12 protein-coding genes are annotated in these 17653 nt (G+C 56.6%); 10 read left to right on the forward strand and 2 right to left on the reverse strand.

Translation table 11 applies throughout. From position 1 onward, the window contains the following. The first annotated feature begins 36 nt into the window (after positions 1-36). Positions 37-1347 (forward strand): RagB/SusD family nutrient uptake outer membrane protein, encoded by a 1311-nt coding sequence (locus E1J53_RS19805; protein WP_134273929.1) that lies wholly within the window; start codon positions 37-39, stop codon positions 1345-1347. Positions 1348-1952: 605 nt separating this feature from the next. Here E1J53_RS19805 and E1J53_RS19810 read toward each other — a convergent pair. Continuing rightward, entirely contained in the window at positions 1953-2855 is a 903-nt protein-coding gene (locus E1J53_RS19810; RefSeq protein ID WP_134273926.1) for a M23 family metallopeptidase, read from the reverse strand. 210 nt (positions 2856-3065) lie between these two features. Here E1J53_RS19810 and E1J53_RS19815 point away from each other — a divergent pair, with 210 nt between their 5' ends. The 3 genes from E1J53_RS19815 to E1J53_RS19825 all read left to right on the forward strand — a co-directional run bounded on the left by E1J53_RS19815 (position 3066) and on the right by E1J53_RS19825 (position 7941). Continuing rightward, entirely contained in the window at positions 3066-6068 is a 3003-nt protein-coding gene (locus E1J53_RS19815) for a tetratricopeptide repeat protein (RefSeq protein WP_134273923.1), read from the forward strand. Positions 6069-6501: 433 nt separating this feature from the next. Continuing rightward, entirely contained in the window at positions 6502-6828 is a 327-nt protein-coding gene (locus E1J53_RS19820; RefSeq protein ID WP_173021574.1) for a monothiol bacilliredoxin BrxC family protein, read from the forward strand. 243 nt (positions 6829-7071) lie between these two features. Continuing rightward, positions 7072-7941, forward strand: a complete 870-nt coding sequence (locus E1J53_RS19825; RefSeq protein WP_134273917.1) for a nucleoside phosphorylase — start codon at positions 7072-7074, stop codon at positions 7939-7941. Between the two features lie 25 nt (positions 7942-7966). On the opposite strand, the gene E1J53_RS19830 is transcribed toward E1J53_RS19825, so the two are convergent. Next, a complete protein-coding gene (locus tag E1J53_RS19830) occupies positions 7967-8935 on the reverse strand; it encodes an ion channel (protein WP_134273914.1) in 969 nt (322 codons plus the stop codon). Positions 8936-9236: 301 nt separating this feature from the next. Between E1J53_RS19830 and E1J53_RS19835 the strand changes: the two genes are divergently transcribed. From E1J53_RS19835 to E1J53_RS19860, 6 genes are all read left to right on the forward strand, one after another. Further along, positions 9237-9551, forward strand: coding sequence for a hypothetical protein (locus tag E1J53_RS19835; protein WP_134273912.1), 315 nt, complete (start codon positions 9237-9239; stop codon positions 9549-9551). 39 nt (positions 9552-9590) lie between these two features. Beyond that, positions 9591-10112, forward strand: a complete 522-nt coding sequence (locus tag E1J53_RS19840) for a phage tail protein (RefSeq protein WP_134273909.1) — start codon at positions 9591-9593, stop codon at positions 10110-10112. Between the two features lie 25 nt (positions 10113-10137). Continuing rightward, complete coding sequence (locus E1J53_RS19845) at positions 10138-10659, forward strand: phage tail protein (RefSeq protein ID WP_134273907.1); 522 nt, start codon at positions 10138-10140, stop codon at positions 10657-10659. 22 nt (positions 10660-10681) lie between these two features. Continuing rightward, positions 10682-11203, forward strand: a complete 522-nt coding sequence (locus E1J53_RS19850; protein ID WP_134273904.1) for a phage tail protein — start codon at positions 10682-10684, stop codon at positions 11201-11203. Between the two features lie 91 nt (positions 11204-11294). Next, complete coding sequence (locus E1J53_RS19855; RefSeq protein WP_134273902.1) at positions 11295-11885, forward strand: leucine-rich repeat domain-containing protein; 591 nt, start codon at positions 11295-11297, stop codon at positions 11883-11885. A gap of 406 nt (positions 11886-12291) precedes the next feature. Continuing rightward, positions 12292-17653 (forward strand): HYR domain-containing protein (locus E1J53_RS19860; protein WP_154640252.1); only part of this gene is annotated, 5362 nt, incomplete at its 3' end.

Below are 17653 nucleotides of genomic sequence, written 5' to 3' on the forward strand. Positions count from 1 at the left end.
ATCACCCCCTGGTGATGACCAGTAAAAAAATAAACTATGAAATTTTATCACGCACTTCGCGTAATGCTGCCGCTTCTCGCCCTGGTGCTTTGGTTGCCTTCCTGCGAGATCGACGAGCAGTTCGACCCCAACGGGCCGAGTCTCAACAGCGTCTTATCCAACGCTTCCCCCCAGGAACTGAACCTGTTGGTGTCCGGGATTGAAGCCCGGATGCGGAACGGTTTCGGTACCTACGTAACGGCTTCCGGTACGGTGGCCCGCGAACTCTATATTTTCGATGCTGACCCCCGGAATACGGAGGATTTGCTCGGCAAGGATGACGCCGTGCTGGACGCCAATACCTTTTACCTGACGGCACCCTTCAGCACCCGTTACCGGGTGGTGAAAAACGCCAACATTTTGCTGGAGGCGGTCAACAACACCGATCAGATTTCCGCCGCCGAGGCGGCCGGCTACCGTGGCTTTGCCAATACGGTCAAGGCCCTGATGCTGAGCCAGATTCTGGATTTTCTGGACGAAAATGGCGTCCGGGTGGACGTCGCTGACCCCGATAATCTTGGCCCTTACCTCAGTAAGGAAGCCGGTTACGATGCCATTCTGGCGCTGTTCGACGAAGGCTTCAGCCAGCTCAGTGGAGCGGAGTTCGCCTTTGCGCTGTCCAGCGGTTTTGACGACTTCAACACGCCCGCCACTTTCGGCCTGGTTAACCGGGCGCTGGCCGCCCGCGTAGCCACCCGGGCTGGACGGTACTCCGAGGCACTCACCTACGTAAACAACAGCTTCCTGGACCTGATGGGAGACCTTTCGGTCGGCCCGGAGCACATCTTCAGTACGGCTGCGGGTGACATCCTCAATCCCCTGTTCAAGGCACCCGGTCAGAGTGGTGATCAGTTGGTGGTGCACCCCCGCATCATCGATAACGCGGAGGCCGGAGATAACCGGCTCGACAAATTCCGCATGCGGGTGGAAGCTACCGTCCAGGACGGCCTGACGGGCGACTTTGAAACGGCGCTCTACGCGACGGCGACCTCGCCCATCGACATCATCCGCAACGAGGAGCTGGTCCTGATCTGGGCCGAGGCCAACATCAACAACAATGACCTTGACGAAGGCATTCAGGGCCTTAACATCGTGCGTAATGCGGCGGGACTGCCGGACTATTCCGGTCCCGAAACCCAGGAGGCGCTGATTGACGAACTGATCATGCAGCGTACCTACTCCCTGTGGGGCGAGGGGCACCAGATGTTTGACCTCCGCCGCTACGGCCGTCTGCAGGATTTGCCGATCGACCGTCCGGGAGACGACGTGTGGGAACGCTTCCCCATTCCGCTGTCGGAGGGCGTATAAATCGCTCCGACATCAACTCGAAATTACGGGTGCATCTCCGCTGGGGGTGCACCTTTTTTTGTTGTCGAGCACGCGGGTGCAAAGCTTAGCCGAAGAGCAAAGGATTGAAGGACGGAATGACGGAAGGATTGAATGACGGAGGGATTGAATGACGGAGGGAATGAATTGAATCGGTGGAGCACTACTGGTGCGAATCCTACGAAACACAAGATTTGCCCATTATCCCTCCGCGGAGCCTGCGTACGCGGACGCTCCGGAAGAGCGTTGCCTTTGTCTTTCAATCCTTCCGTCTGACGCTACTTTTATCGTGATTAGTTGGCATCCTCGTGCTCTGCCGGGATGCAATGAAGTGGGACCCTCGTCCTCAGCCGGGTATGCGGATTGAGAAGCTTGGATGTTGATCCAGTTACCTCTTTCGTACTTATTCCTTTGGCTTGCCTGTGCTGCCTCTATTGCCTAAAGCCTTAATCCTCAAGCCTAACTCACGGCACCTGCGCTCCGTCGCAATCACCTTGGAATTGATGATCCCGACGAGCTTCGTGGAACCCGGGACCATCGTAACCGGATGCTTATTTTTCCTTCAATCCTACTTTCCTTCAATCATTTTAAAACCTCAGGTACTCCGTGGGGTCCACCACCCGACCTTCGTGCCAGAGCTCAAAGTGCAGGTGGGGGCCGCTGGTGAGTTCGCCCGTATTGCCGATGATGGCGACCGCCTCTCCGGCCTTCACCCGGTCGCCCACCTTTTTCAGCAACTGGGAATTGTGCTTGTAGAAGGTGATGAGGTTGTTATCGTGCTGGATGCCAATCACGTTGCCGTTGGCGCTGGTGAATTCGCTGATGAAGACGATACCGTCCCGGGCGGCCTTGATGGCCGTGTTCTGGGGCGCCAGGATGTCGACGCCGAGATGATTTTCGGAGATGTTGAACCCGGCGCTGATTTCCCCGCTAACCGGAGCCACCAGGAAGAGCTGGGCCAGGGGGACGTCGTCACTGCCCGGCAGGGGAGCCGAGCCGTCGTTGTTCCGGCTGGACTGTCCCACTCTTTCCAGAGCCATTTCCCGACGCAACCGGATTTCTTCTTCAGAAAGCGGTACGGGCTCGGCGTCCGTGGTGTCCACCAGGCCGCCCTGGGCTTCCAGATCGGCACTGGTCACGACCTCGCCGTGGATGTTGCGCAGGAGGTTGTCAATGTATAGGTTCTGCCGTTCGAGTTCTCCCGTGAGATCGTCGACGATGCTTTGGAGGTCGTTCATCTCCTGCCGCTGGACAACGTCACCGTAGCCGGGGATGTATTTGCGCAAGGGGGTGTAGGCGATGAGTAAGAATACCAAAATGGCGACCAGAAAGAGCAGGGTGGACAGGGCGACGTAAAGGTTGAGGGGCGTAAGGTTATAGCTGCCCACCTCCTGGTAACTTTTTACGTCCCGGATGACCAGCTGGTATTCATCCTTACTGCTGTTTTTGAAGCGGGCCCACCAGCCCGATTTAGTCTTGGTTTCCTCCATGAAGGTGCATTTTTAAAATTGTGGGTACCCCACACTTTAGTCTAATCCTTCGGCGTTCAATCCACTGACCCGAAGACGAATGAGGCTTTGTACCTTTGCGCCTCCGATTTCAATTTGCCGGGGAGCGGCAAAGATACTACGCCCGACGGGCGATTACTTTCTCGGTTCCGAGACCATTTCCCCGGTGCACGGAACAAAAGTCATCTGATTTTGAAGAAGCTAACGCAATTTCTTTTTCTGCTATTGGCCTTTCAGGTCTTGATTTCAAGTTGTGCCTCCACCAAACGGCGCGACGAGCAGGGAGCGATCGCCAAACTTTGGCACAACACCAACTCCCACTACAACGGCTACTTCAATGCCAAGGAAATCATGACCGAAAGCTTGCTCACCCTTGACGAGCAGCACGTAGACAACTACACCCAGCGACTGGAGATGTTCCCCTTTCTGGCAGTGGACAATACCTCCACGGTTTCCGGGGAACTCGACCGGGCCATCGAAAAGGTGGCCATCGTAGTGAAGAAGCATCCCTACAGCAACTGGGTGGATGACGCCTACTTGCTGGTGGGGCAGGCCCAGCTGGTCAAGCAGGACTACGAAAGTGCCGAAAAGACGTTGCGCTTCATGGTTAATGAATTCCGTCCCCGTCCCAAGCGGAAGAAAACCAAGCGGCGGAAGGGCGCCAAGGAGGAGGACAGTCCGGAGGAAGAATTTGTGAGCCGCCGCGAGGTGGAAGAGAATCCCGCCCAGGACCGTCGCGACCGGTTACGGGCCCGGAAGGAGGCCCAGAAGGAGCGTCGGAAACTGAACAAGGAACGGGACAAGGAACGGAAACGGAAGGCGAAGGAGCGCGACCGTGAGCGCAAAGAACGCGCCCGGGCCCGTAAAAAAGGCATCAAGCTTCCTCCCCGCACCCGCCCCGATACCTCGGCCGTAACCGGCCTCGAAGACGAACCCGAAATTACGCAGCCCGAGCAGGAGGAAGGCCCCGTGGGGATGATCTCCATTTTCAATACCAGTGCCAACCTGGGCACGGGTACGGAAGCCTACGGCAAAAAATCCGGAAGCTACGCCCTCAAGCACCGACCGGCCTTTCAGGAGGGACGCCTCTGGCTGGCCTGGACGCTGATTAAGCGGGATAATTTCGATCAGGCCCAACTCATTCTGGAAGACCTGCGGGCGAATCGGGGAACTTTCCCCGACATCCGCCGCAAGGCCATGGCCGTGCAGGCATTCCTCTATCTGGAACAGGAAAGCTATGAGGAGGCCATTCCGTACCTGGAGGAGGCCGCAGCGGTGGCGAAGGAAAGGAACGAAAGTGCCCGCTACTACTACATCGCCGGGCAGCTGTATCAGGAACTGCAGCAGCCGTCCGGAGCGGCGAAGGCCTTTGAGTCGGCAATCGCGGCGCGCCCCACCTACGAACTGGAACTCGGCGCCCGGCTAAACCTGGCCCAGAATGCTTACCTGAGCGGTACGGGGACTGCGGAGGAAGCCCTGAAACGCCTGGAGAGAATGGCCCGGGAGGACAAAAACATCCCCTACGAAAGCCAGATCCTGTTCTCCATGGCGGCCATTGCGCTGCGCAACGGAGACGTAGTGGCCGGACAGGGATACCTGCGGGAAGCACTCGACAGCCCCTCGGCCGGCCCGGTCCAGCGCATGGAGGCCTACAAACTGCTCGGAGACCTGGCCTACCAGGACAGTGACTACCTGGAGGCTAAACTCTACTACGATACCACCCTGACCGTGATGCAACAGGGGGACAGCCGATACCCGGTTACCCTGCAGCGTCGGGATCAGCTCAACGATATTGCGGAGAACCTGCTGAACATTGAGCGCAAGGATAGTCTGCTGCGCATCGGGAATATGTCTCCCGAACGGCGGCAGGAATGGGCCGAAGGTATTTTTGAAGCCCAGCGCGCCGAAGCGGCCCTGCTGGCCAATACGGCCACGGATCAGCCCCAGCGCGGATCCGCTCCGGTAGCCTCCATTGGAAACAGCACCTTCTTCGCCTACAACGCCTCTTCTTTACGGCGTGGACGCCGGGACTTTGAACGGGAGTGGGGCGACCGCCCCCTGACGGATGACTGGCGTCGGAGTAGCCGGACGGACCGGGCCATTTTTGAAGATGAGGGGGATGCCACTTCCGGAGACCCCACGGAGGAAGACGTTACCCTTATCACCGAAGATGAGATCAATAAGATTCTGGAGGGAATCCCCACCACGGATGCGGCCCGCAAGTCCATGTCCCTCCAACTCTCCCAGCATTATTTCGATCTGGGGCGGGAGCTGCGGGATCGGCTGCGGGACAACCCGGCGGCCATTGATGCCTTCGAGGCCCTGAACAATCGGTTCCCGGAGGCCAACGGAGAAGCAGAAAGCTGGTACTATCTCTATCTGATTCATCAGGAGGAGGGAAATACTGCTAAGGCGGCAGAATACGCCGATAAACTGTCCCGCCGGTACCGGGGCTCAAAGTATGAGCGTCTGGCCAATGATCCCACCTACGCCGCTACCCTCAAAAACGAGGAAAACAAGCTCATGCGGGAATACGAGGCCGCCTACGCGGCCTTCGAAAAGGGGCAGTACGAAGTGGCCCACCAAATGGCCCAAAAGGGTAGGGGAGAGTTGCTGGGGCAACACCCTCTGAAACCACGCTATGCACTCCTGCTGGCCATGACTACGGGCAATCTACAGGGAAGAGCAGCCTACGTTGCGGCCCTCCGCCAGGTGGTTGCCCAGTTTGAGAACACTCCCGAGCAGACCCGGGCTAAAGAAATTTTACGCTTGCTCGGAGAAACGGGCGCCCGACTTCCGGGAAGAAATACCGACGTGGGTGGCAGCTTTAAGCCTTCGATGGACCAGCTCCACTACATCATTGTGGTTTTCAACGATAAAGAGGTTGATCTTAACGAAGCGAAGGTGTCCGTCAACAAATTCAATAACGAATACAATAAGCTCGACCGACTGCGGATCACGAACGTCTACCTCGGTAAGGAGAATGACGTGCCCGCACTGGTGCTGCGTCGCTTTAAATCCGGGCAGGCTGCGATGGATTATCTCAACAACGCCGAACAGAACGACCGGGAATTCCTCAATGCCGGGAAGTTCAACTACGACGTTTACGCCGTCTCCCAGACGAATTACCGGGAGATTCTCAAGGCCCGCTCCGTGGATTCCTATAAGGGGTGGTTCCGGGAAAACTACCGGTAAGGAGTAGGTTTTAGGTGGAGGCTGAGGCTAAGGCTGAGGTTAAGAAGGAAGACGGAAGAAGGAAGAAGGAAGGCCTAGCTCGTCCGCCCAGACGCGAGGGCCGAACGGGCTGGTCGGCCGAGTTGGTGTGAAGAGTAAGCCCCTTCCCAAAAACTTTACTGTTTCAGTAGCGCTGGATTTATCCGGCGAAAGGAAGGACGCTGAGGAGAAAGTTAAGGCTGAGGTTAAGACGGAAGAGGGAAGAAGGAAGGTATGGCTCGTCCGCCCAGACGCGAGGAACGAGCGGGCTGGTCGGCCGAGCGGGTGTTCGGGGAGCCTCTTCAATTTCGCAAACTGAACATCCCCGGCCGAACGAGCGGATAAGATGAGAATATCTCGCCTCCGAGCAGAACCCTCCGGGGGAATACTCCGTTAGGTGGCTATGTTTTACATCATGCATACTTCGGCCGATTTGGATACGGCCCTTCAGGCAAGCGAGGAGAAACCCATCGTAATATTTAAGCACAGCGCCAGTTGTCCCTTCAGTGCTCAGGCCCAAATGGAAGTGGCTCACGCCAAGCACGATCTGGATATCCACGGAATTGTGGTCCAGTATACGCCGGAGCTGAAGGAAGAAATTGCCGAGCGGCTTGGGGTCGAGCACCAGACTCCCCAGGCAATTATTGTCCATCGGGGCAAGGCCGTTAGCCATCACTGGCGTAGTGAGATTACGGAAATGGGGCTCAAGAAATCGGTCAAGGCACTCCTGAATCCGGCCTAATCGCTGACCTGGTCGCACCTATTTGCCCCAAGTACGCCACAGCAGGGAGACCCGATGGTCTTCTTCAGAAAAATGTTTCCCACTAGCTTCGGGAAACCCAAACGGTCATCAACTTAAATGGCCTGTTTAATTTCGCCAATTAAGTGCTAGGTTTATCCGGTCCCACTACCGGTTCAATTCCGGGTAGTATCCCGGGGTACCGGGCCCGTTTTTTCAACCAGTACGAACCCAAAATAAGCGCCCTTGATTCCCGCCAGTGAACTCATTATCCGCCCCGACGGTAGTTTATATCACCTGCATTTATCTCCCGGACAGGTGGCCAGCACGATCATTACGGTAGGAGACCCCGAGCGGGTCGCTCGCGTGAGCGAACGTTTTGACCGGGTGGAGCTAAGGGTGGAAGCCCGGGAGTTCGTAACGCATACCGGGGAGTTAAACGGTAAGCGGCTTACCGTCATTTCCACCGGGATCGGTACGGACAACGTCGATATCGTACTCAACGAGCTGGATGCCATGTTCAACATTGACCTCCAGCGAAGAACCATCAAGGATAAACTTACTACCCTGGAGTTCATCCGCCTTGGCACCAGCGGTTCCTTCCAGCCGGACCTCGCGCTCGATACCTTCCTGCTTTCCGAGGGAGCCCTGGCGGCCGATGGCCTGCTTCCCTTCTACCCGGGAACGGAGGGGGATAACACCACCGGAAAAGCACTGGAGGATTACCTTACCCGGGAGGGACAGGCGTTTCCCGTTCCACCGGTAATTGTCCATCCCGAGCTGCCTCCGGCGCTCGCTCGGGCGACCGACCTTCCCCGGGGAATCACCATGTCCGCGGCCGGATTCTACGCCCCCCAGGGAAGAAGCCTACGACTGCCGTCGGCCCTCCATGCCGAATTGCTCACCAGTCTGAGAAAATGGCGCCACGCGGGTACCCGCATCACGAACATCGAAATGGAAACCTCCGGTTTGTACGGCCTCGCCAATGCCCTCGGGCACCGGGCGGCCAGCCTGTCCGTGCTGCTGGCGAACCGGGCGGAGGGAACCTTCAGTACCCAGGGCAAGGCCTCCGTTGATCGACTGATCGACCGGGGACTGGAACTCATCGCCGGCTAATACCCCCTTGAGGGGCTCAACTCATCTATTCTTCTTCCAGGACCTGGTGCCGACCAATGCGGTCCAGGTGAAGTTCCGTGGAGGCGGGCGCCTCAAAGTACATGGGCTCGAAGCGGGCGTTCCAGATGATCTCGTCGTGGGTGTATGAATTATTGACGTGAATCTGTTGGGCGAAGCTTTCGTCGTACCCCTCGATCATAATGAGCAGCTCCGAATGCCGGTGGTTAAAATCTTCCTTGGTCCAGTTATAAATCGGGCTTTCCTCCGATATCGGATGGACCACCGTCCAGTTCAGGGGGAAAAGTGGAACCTTGTCTCGCTCCAGTTGCAGCGGCGCGAAGCGCCGCTTGACCTCACCTCCCGTTATCTCGAGCCAGGTAAGCACTATGCGCGCGTTGACGTTGATGAGTTTGGTGTCCCGCTTGTTGGCGATGCGAAACTGCAGGCTTTTGCCCGTGGGGGCGTAGGGGGCAATTAAGGCATGATCACTGAAGAGGATCAGGCGGGTGGGGCGGGCAAATCGGGCGTAAAAGAGGCCGGTGACCACGGCCAGGGCCACCCAGCCGAAAAGGGCGAGAAAGGACGCCAGTACGTTGGCGGCCACGCCGTCCGGAGCCATGGTGCCGTAGCCCACGGTGGTAAAGGTCTGTACGCTGAAGAAAAAGGCGCTCAAAAACCGACTCCCGAAGCTGGCTTCGGAGTCGATGCCGGTCAGGGAGTCCGTTCCGATCAACACAAAGCCAAGCGCAAAAACCAGGTTGAGGATGGCGTAGACCATTACGGTCAGCATCAGAAAACGGGGCCAGCTCATTTCCACCAGTTCCTGATAGGGGGCAAAAACGGAACGTCCCCGGCGGACGACATTGAAACTTCCGTCATCGTTGACCAGGCGGGTGCCGGGGATGCGGGCAACCTTGTCGCCGAAGCCCAGGTCATCCACCGGGATGGACGAATTTTGCGGCGAAGTTCTTCGGGTAAGTTTGGGGAATTTCATGCCATTGGGTCCGTTAAGCGGAGGAAATACTTTGGAACAATGTTCTGAACGGCTGGGATGAAATAAAGATTAATCCTACTTTTCGTCAGAATAGCCGATTTATATTGTATGAAAAGGCGCCTTCGGGCTTTAGTAGGTGATTTGCCGGGGAACGTATGAGGGTTTTCACCTATTTTTCTCAAATAATCGGAAAGAGCCTCGGGCTTTCCCCTCCTGGGTTCCTATATTTCATCATCTCTTGCTCACTAGGCCAGGCTATTTTTTCGGCCTTAGTAATCGCTAGGAATAAACCATGTAGACTTTGGAAAGAAGATCATTTGTTCGCAATGCCGCCCTGGTGGGTGCCGGAATCCTCGGTGCCAGCCCTTTGCTGGCGAGCCGCCCCTCCGTTAACCTTTCAGAATTATCCCCTGCCGAGCGCACCCTGGTTTCGGATTACCATCGGATGATTCGGAAGAGTACAGCGCTTTCGGAGGGCCAGGCCACGCAACTGCTGGGGCTTACGGCCATCCTGAAGCGGGATAATCACGGACTACTGGCCCGGACGGCTGCCGGCCAGACCATTCAACTTAAGCGTCGGGGAGATCGTACGGTCGCCCAATTCATTCACCAGTAGTAACGGGGCATTTACCCGGACTACAGAAAAACACCATCTATGGAACCATTTCTCGGCCAAATACAGGCCTTTGGGTTCAATTTTGCCCCCCGCGGTTGGGCAAAATGCGACGGGCAAATTCTGCCTATCAACGCTAATCAATCGCTGTATTCCCTCCTGGGCACTACCTACGGGGGCGACGGCAGAACCTCCTTTGCTCTTCCCGACCTGCGAGGACGTACGCCCGTGCATTTTGGCAATGGACCGGGACTGCCAGATCGAAGACTCGGAGAGCGATACGGTAGCGAGCAAACCTTCCTGAACGTCACCCAGCTGCCCCCGCACAGTCATATTGTTAGTGTCCCCGTTTCCTCCGACGACGGCGGTGGTGACGAACCCAACGGACAGGTAGTGGGCTCGGCTTCCGATCCGCACTACAGCCCGACCCCGGGGGCCAGCCAATTCTACAAACCCTTTAATTCGGGGAATGCCGGTGGCAATCAGGGAATAAACAATATGCAACCCTACCTCGTGGTCAATATCTGCATTGCCCTCCAGGGATTGTTCCCCTCCAGAAACTAAACGGTAACCCAAAAAAACAAGCAACATGCAACCATTTGTTGGTCAAATTCAAACCTTTGGGTTCAACTTCAACCCCCGCGGTTGGGCCAAGTGTAACGGTCAGTTACTGGCCATCTCCCAAAACGACGCCCTCTTCTCCTTGCTGGGTACCATCTACGGTGGTGACGGCAGAACCACCTTCGGGCTGCCCGATTTCCGGGGCCGGGTAATGGTCCACGAAGGATCGGGACCCGGACTTAGCCCCCGCCCCATCGGACAAAAAAGTGGCACCGCTAGCAATTTTTTGAACCTCAGTCAATTGCCCGCACACAACCACGGCGTCCGGATGCCCGTCACGAGTAGCGACGCCACCACACCCGAAGCTTCCGGGAACACCTTGGCCAAAAGCGAATTTCCGGCTTACGCCTCGACGGCTTCCGCCGGAGAATCTTACCGAAGCTTCTCAACGGCCGCTTCGGGAAATTCTTCAGAAATGAATAACCTGCAGCCCTACCTGACGATGAACGTCTGCATCGCCTTAGTTGGCATTTACCCTTCCCGTAACTAACCCACCCTAAACAGCAAATATCATGACTCCATTTATTGGACAAATACAGCCCTTCGGCTTCAATTTCGCACCACGGGGATGGGCCTTCTGTAACGGTGACCTCCTCGCCATTTCCCAGTATACCGCCCTGTTTTCCCTGCTGGGAACTACCTACGGAGGCGACGGCAGAACGACCTTTAAACTTCCCGAACTACGGGGACGGGTCCATATGTCGGACGGCACCGGCCCCGGTCTGCCCACCTACCGTTGGGGGCAGCAAGGCGGGGTTGACAACATGACGATGTCCACCGCCAATATGCCGACCCACAATCATGGAATTGCCTTCCCCGTTACTTCCGATGACGCGGAGGGTGAATCTCCGGTGAACAGTGTTTTTTCCATCACGGATGAAGACCTGTACGTAGGAGCACCCACCAACGGGGCTTTTCTGCGGCAATTCGCCACCGATAACCAGGGGGGCGGACAATCCTTCAACATCGACATGCCCTCGCTGGCGGTGAATTATTGTATTGCTCTACAGGGCACTTATCCGTCCCGCAGTTAGCGGCCATTGACGTTTTTCTCCTTCCCCGGAAGGCTTATCTTGGCGCTTCCTCCATTCAGGGAGGAAGCGCCAAATTTTTTACCATTAGAACATGACCTTAGCAGAACTTAAACAGTGGTGGAGTGACCTGGAACCCCAGTGGAAACGCGCCATTAATCAGTGTGTCCTAAATAACGGAGAAACCGAAGATAGCCCCTCCGATAAGCAACTGAAGGAAGTACCGGGCATCGAAGTGATGCGCTTTGTGGGCCCCACGGGGCCTTTCCCGAACCTGAGCTTTGAATTGACCAACCTCAGCGGTCTGGCGGAACTCACCCGCCTGAACCTCCTGGTGCTGAATTACCACCAGGTGGAAAGCATGGTGCCCCTGGCGAAACTGACCCGGCTGAAGACCCTGTACATGCACAACAACCAGATCCGTTCCCTCCACGGAATCGAAGGAGCGAAGAATCTGCAGGGCTTGTTCGTACAGTCCAACAAACTGGTGAATGTGCGGGAACTGGAGGGGCTGGTCCAGCTCAAGGAGGTTTACCTGAACGACAACCAAGTCACCAGCCTGGAGGGCATTACCGCCAAACACGAGGGGAAACTGGAAAACCTTTTTGCCCTGCCCAACCCCATCGGTCAGCGGGAAATCATGCGCATCGAACGGGAAGTTGGGGTGCGTTGCCGGCGCTTGTAAAGTACTTTTACCTGGTTTCGGATAATTTTTATTGGGGCGCTGCGCGCAGGTGCAGCGAAGCGGAATCCTCGTGCTCAGCCGGGGTGCAATGTTGTAAGGAGTAGATAGCAAAAAGAATAAAGGGTTGAATGACTGCCTTGAGGTTAATTCAATCCTTCATTCCTTCTGTCCTTCCGTCATTATCTCGGCACCTGCGCTCCGTCGCATGCCCAAATTGAATGGAGTCTTGCGAAAACCAAGGCGTCACCCGCGCCATACCCCGGTTTTTAGGGGGTTTTTACCTGAATTTTATTTTTAAAATGGTGTTTTTGACGGCTAAATCCTCCAAGCCAATATTTCTGTGTATTTTTGAAGGTCTATCTATGTGGAGCCTCTTCGTGCCCACCACGACCTAAAAACGTAATCCATGAAACACGTCTACTCCCTCCTCGGGCTTAGTGGAATAGTCTTATCGCTGCTGTTGGTTTCAACCACTTCCCTTCAGGGCCAGTATATGGAAACCTTTGATACGCCAAACAAGGGTATCCTTGATGGCCCTCCTAACGCGGCCATGGCGTGCTCGGGTAACCTTGGTACAACCTGTAATAATAACGATTTTGCCGGCGTAAACTGGACGATCGAAGGTGACCTTTCCGGTATCGACGATGAAGACCGCTTCGCCACCAATAATGCCGGTGTGCTGGAAACCTTTGATACGGATGAGGAGGCTTGCTGGGTTAGTCCCGTGCTTACCATTACTGGTGGAACCACCAGTTTTGAAGTCGATCTTACCTGGTTTGACTTTGAGGCTCCAGACTATATTTCCGTAGAATACGAAGTGGACGGAAGCGGTACCTGGATTGAAATACCGAATGTAGTGGGTGGTGGAGCCAACACTATCCAGTACACCAATGGCACTGATAATAATAACCTTCTGGGAACGGCCAACAACGTTGGGGCCTCCGGAATATCCGCCTCCACTTTCCGGATTCGCGTTTGCGTAGACGTAAATGCCGGTACGGAAGTCGTCACCATCGACAACGTCAGTGCCACTAACGCCACGCCGGGCGCCGGTCCCATGTGCGATCTGGCCATCACCAACGTAGCGGTTTCTGATGAAGGCTGCCCCGGCGCCGACGATGGCTCCATCACGATTACGGCCACGACGAGCAACGGTCCTCTGGTGTACGCCATCAGCGGCCCCACCAACATGACCAATAATACGGGCGCCTTCACCGGACTGCCCGACGGTTCCTACACCATCACGGTAACCGATCAGGCCTTCAGTGGAACGAGCTGCGTTTCGACGACTTCCAGGACCGTTAACGCAGGAGTGGACAATACCCCCCCCACGGCCAGCAATCCCCCCGGCGAATCCGTAGACTGCGTGGCCGATATTCCCGACCCCGATCCCGAAGTCGTGACCGACGAAGCCGATAACTGCACCATTCCTTGCGCGATGGGCGGTATGGCGGTGTGGATCAACGAAATCCACTACGATAACGTCGGAGTGGACGCTGGAGAAGGCGTGGAAATTGCCGGAGTGGCCGGCACGGACCTGTCGGGCTACAGCATCGTTCAGTACGACGGCGCCGGCACCGAGGACGGTACCACCGCGCTGAGTGGCGTCATCGACGACGAAATGAACGGGTTCGGAGCGGTGAATTTCCTGATTCCCGGCCTGGAGAACGGAACGGAAGGCCTCGCGCTGGTGGACCCCGGTAATAACGTACTCCTATTCATCAGCTACGACGGCTCCTTCACCGCCACAAACGGTCCGGCCAACGGCATGACCTCCACCGACATCGGCGTGGATGAAGATGATACTACCCCGGTAGGCCGCAGCCTACAGCTGACCGGTACGGGTAACCGCTACGTTGAATTCACCTGGTCCGGCCCCGCCGATAACTCTCCCGGCTCCCTTAATGCTAATCAAACCATCGAAATCTGCCCCGAAGACGTTCCCGTAGTCGCCTTTGTGAGTGATATGGATAACGGCGGAACGGTAACGCGTACCTACAGCGTCACCGACGCGGCGGGCAACTCCATCAACGTTACCCAGACCTTTACCGTCACCGGGAACGATACTGAAGACCCGATGGTGTCCTGCCCGGGTACCGTTGCGCCCGTCAATGCGGGGGCAGATTGTACCCACATTCTTGGTGACTTCCTCAGTGGTGGCCTTCCTACGGCCACCGATAACTGTGACCCCGACCCGGTTCTCAGCCAAATTCCCGCTCCGGGTACGCCCGTTGGCCTCGGGGACAACATCGTCACCATCCGGGCAACCGACGACGCCGGGAACTTTGCCGACTGTACGTACACCCTAACGGTAGTCGACGGTACGGCCCCCACGGTCAACTGTCTTGACTTCCAAACGGTAACGTTGGACGAAAACTGCTCGGCGATGATGCCCAATTTCATCACGGAACTGGGGACGGAAATCGCCAACAGCTCCGCTGATTTCTCCGGCACCCAGGGCACCAACGGTTGGCAATACGGCCGCTATGCCGCTTTCGACGCCGCCAACTTCAACCAGCTGCCGAACTTCTCGGGTACCCAATGGGAGGGAACCCAGGCTTTTGCTACTCCATTTATTGACCAATTCGGTGGTCACCCCGGGGTAGATGATCTCGCCTGGGCCGTCCGTCGCTGGACCAGCTCCGTGGACGGTAGCCTCATGATTTCCGGTGATTTCTTTGACCGGGACGGTAACTGTGGCGACGGCGCCCACGTCCGGATTTTCCAAAATGGTATCGAGATTTACCAATTCTTAAATATCCCCGTTGGCTTTGGGAATAGAGAATTCTACGAAATTTTTCTCAACGTTTCGGTTGGGGACAACATCGATTTTGTAATCGATCCCATATTTGATGCGGGCTGTGATGCCACGTCCTTCACCGCCGCCATCACCAACCTTACCGAAGTCACCGAAAACTGCGGACTGGAGAGCATCGTACAGACGCCCGCTCCGGGTACCGTATATAATGGTGAGCAAATCGTCACGGTCAACTTCACCCTACGGGACGAAGCCGGAAACGAAAATGACGACTGTAACTTCTTGGTGCAATTCCGAGACGAAACGGCCCCAACGGTTACCTGTCAAACGACGTTCACGGCCCAGCTAGGGGGTGATGGAATGTTCACCTGGAGTGATCCTGACCTGAACAGCATTCTGCTGACCTACGACGATAACTGTACCACCGAGCCTGCTTTCCTGGCCTTCTCGGGAGAACCAACGTACGATTGCGATGACGTAGGCACCTTCGACGTGGTATTCCAGTACTACGACGCAAATACCGATAATAATTTTGGGACCTGTACGGTAAGCGTTACGGTTGAGGACGACATGAATTTCTGTTGCGATCCTCCCAACGCCGTTTGTACCCCGACTACCGTACAGCTGGACGGTAACGGCATGGCAAGTCTTACCCCCGCCCAGGTTGACGGTGGGAGCACTGCGGATTGTGGACTTGCTCCTGGTAGCCCTAGCGTTTCGCCCAATACTTTCGATTGTGCAGACATCGGTGATGTTCAGGTAACCTATACGATCATGGACATCAACGGAGCCTCCAGCTCCTGTATGACGACAGTAACGGTAGAAGATAACGTCGACCCCGTCCTGGTCTGCGAAGAGACCATCATCATCGAACTACCCGCCGACGTTCCAATGGATGGGTTTGAGGTTTCTCAGGCCGATATCAACGCGCTGGCGGTGATCAGCGAAAGCGACAACTGTGCCGCTAACCCCAACGGTCCCTTTACCGTGGGCGGCCCCAGCGGAAGAACCTTCGACTGCGATGACGTTGACCCAGCCCAGCCCGTTATTCTTACCCTGACCATCAACGACGGTAATGGTAATAGTGGGGAATGCGAAGTTGAGGTAGATGTGCAGGATAATATTGACCCCATGGTCACCTGTAACGACATTGTGATCGAACTGGACGAAAACGGCGAGGGCACCTACTGCGACATTGATCTTTTTGAGGCTACGGACAACTGTATGGTTGATCTGATGCCCTTTGATCAGTGCTTCGTCGTTGATTGTGGAGACGTCACTACCACGCCCAACGTCATTCCGGTGACGGTCTTTGACGAGGCCGGTAACAGCGCCAGTTGTGACGCTACGGTATCCATCGTCGACAACACCACCCCCGTCCTCGAATGCGAGGAAGCGGTCACGGTGGAGCTCGGCGAAGACGGTACGGTGACGTACCCCAACGATCTTCCCCTGATCAGCATCATGGACAACTGCCTGGAAAACCTGGGTGGTCCCTTCACGGTGGGTGGCCCCAGTGCCCGCACCTTCGACTGTGCTGACGTCGGACTGACCTTCGAACGCCGTATGGTATATAACGACGTCAACGGCGGCGGAGAGGTGGTCGGCTGTGACTACACGGTCACGGTCGTGGACCCCACGCTACCCGTATTGGAGTGCGAAGAATCGGTTACGGTGGAACTGGACGAGAACGGTGAGGCCGAGATGCCCAACGACCTGGCGCTGATCAGCATCACGGACGACAACTGCCCCAACCTGGACTACCTGAGTGGACCCTTCACGATGGGTGGCCCGACGGCCCGGATGTTTGACTGTGAGGACGTCGGCGAAGACATCACGCGCCGTCTGGTGTTCAACAACCCCAACCTCCCCGGTCCGAACCGCGAAGTGGTGGGCTGTGACTACACGGTCGTCGTGGTGGACAACGTGCAGCCCGAAGCGCTGTGCCAGGATGGCCTGGTGGAGCTCGACGAGTTTGGCGAAGGCGGCATTGACGCCGAAGACATTGATAATGGCTCCAACGATGCCTGCGGCATTGAGAGCCTGGAGCTGGACATCGACGAGTTCGGCTGCGACGACGTTGGCGAGGTAACCGTCACGCTGACGGTCACGGACGTCAACGGCAACGAAAACACCTGTACGGCTACCGTGACGGTAGAAGATAACGTAGCGCCCGAGGCGCTGTGTCAGGACGTAGACGTCATTCTGGACGCGGCCGGTAATGGCAGCACGAGTGCAGGTGCCGTGGACAACGGTAGCAACGATGCCTGCGGCATCGCGAGCCTGGAACTGGACATTACGGACTTCAGCTGCGACGACGTGGGTGAGGTTGACGTGGTGCTGACGGTCACGGACAACAACGGCAACGAAAACAGCTGCGATGCCGTGGTAACGGTAATTGACAACATTCCCCCGGTAATCACGACGACGCCCCAGATGATTGTACTGGACGAGGACGGCTTTGCGAGCCTGACGGTGGCCGACCTGGCCAGCGCCACGGACGCCTGCGGCGTAGCCAGCCTGACGGCCAGCCAGCTGGAGTTTGGTTGCGACGACATCGGCGAGGTTCCGGTGACGATCACGGCCGAGGACGTGAACGGCAACGTGAGCACGGCCGAAGTGATCGTGACGGTGGACTTCATCCAGCCGCTCTACGCCTGCGTGGGTGAGCTGAACCTGACGCTGAACGAGAACTGTCAGGCGCTGCTGATCCCGAGCATGGTGCTGACCGGCACGATGGCCTGCATGGACGCTTTTGCCTTTGACATTACGGTCATGGACGATGATCCGAGCAACGGTCCGATCATCGACGGTTGCGGCAGCTTCCAGTACATGATCAGTGCGGCCAGCCTGGGCGATGAGCCCACGCTCGGCTTTACGGGTGACTTTGCGCCGGAGAACTGGGGCCGCACGATCAGTGCGGATGAAAACAACGACCAGATCGCCACGATTGACTTTGGCGAAGACGAGATCGTCTTCACCACGACGGGCAACCCCGACTTTTTCGATT

Source organism: Lewinella sp. W8 (assembly GCF_004375085.3).
Classification (GTDB): Bacteria; Bacteroidota; Bacteroidia; order Chitinophagales; family Saprospiraceae; genus Neolewinella.

Excerpts from the sequence above, each read along its gene's own strand:
- E1J53_RS19820 (WP_173021574.1), top strand. The coding sequence starts at position 6,502 with ATGCATACTTCGGCCGATTTGGATACGGCCCTTCAGGCAAGCGAGGAG.
- E1J53_RS19840 (WP_134273909.1), top strand. The coding sequence starts at position 9,591 with ATGGAACCATTTCTCGGCCAAATACAGGCCTTTGGGTTCAATTTTGCC.
- E1J53_RS19830 (WP_134273914.1), bottom strand. The coding sequence starts at position 8,935 with ATGAAATTCCCCAAACTTACCCGAAGAACTTCGCCGCAAAATTCGTCC.
- E1J53_RS19855 (WP_134273902.1), top strand. The coding sequence starts at position 11,295 with ATGACCTTAGCAGAACTTAAACAGTGGTGGAGTGACCTGGAACCCCAG.
- E1J53_RS19850 (WP_134273904.1), top strand. The coding sequence starts at position 10,682 with ATGACTCCATTTATTGGACAAATACAGCCCTTCGGCTTCAATTTCGCA.
- E1J53_RS19805 (WP_134273929.1), top strand. The coding sequence starts at position 37 with ATGAAATTTTATCACGCACTTCGCGTAATGCTGCCGCTTCTCGCCCTG.
- E1J53_RS19810 (WP_134273926.1), bottom strand. The coding sequence starts at position 2,855 with ATGGAGGAAACCAAGACTAAATCGGGCTGGTGGGCCCGCTTCAAAAAC.
- E1J53_RS19845 (WP_134273907.1), top strand. The coding sequence starts at position 10,138 with ATGCAACCATTTGTTGGTCAAATTCAAACCTTTGGGTTCAACTTCAAC.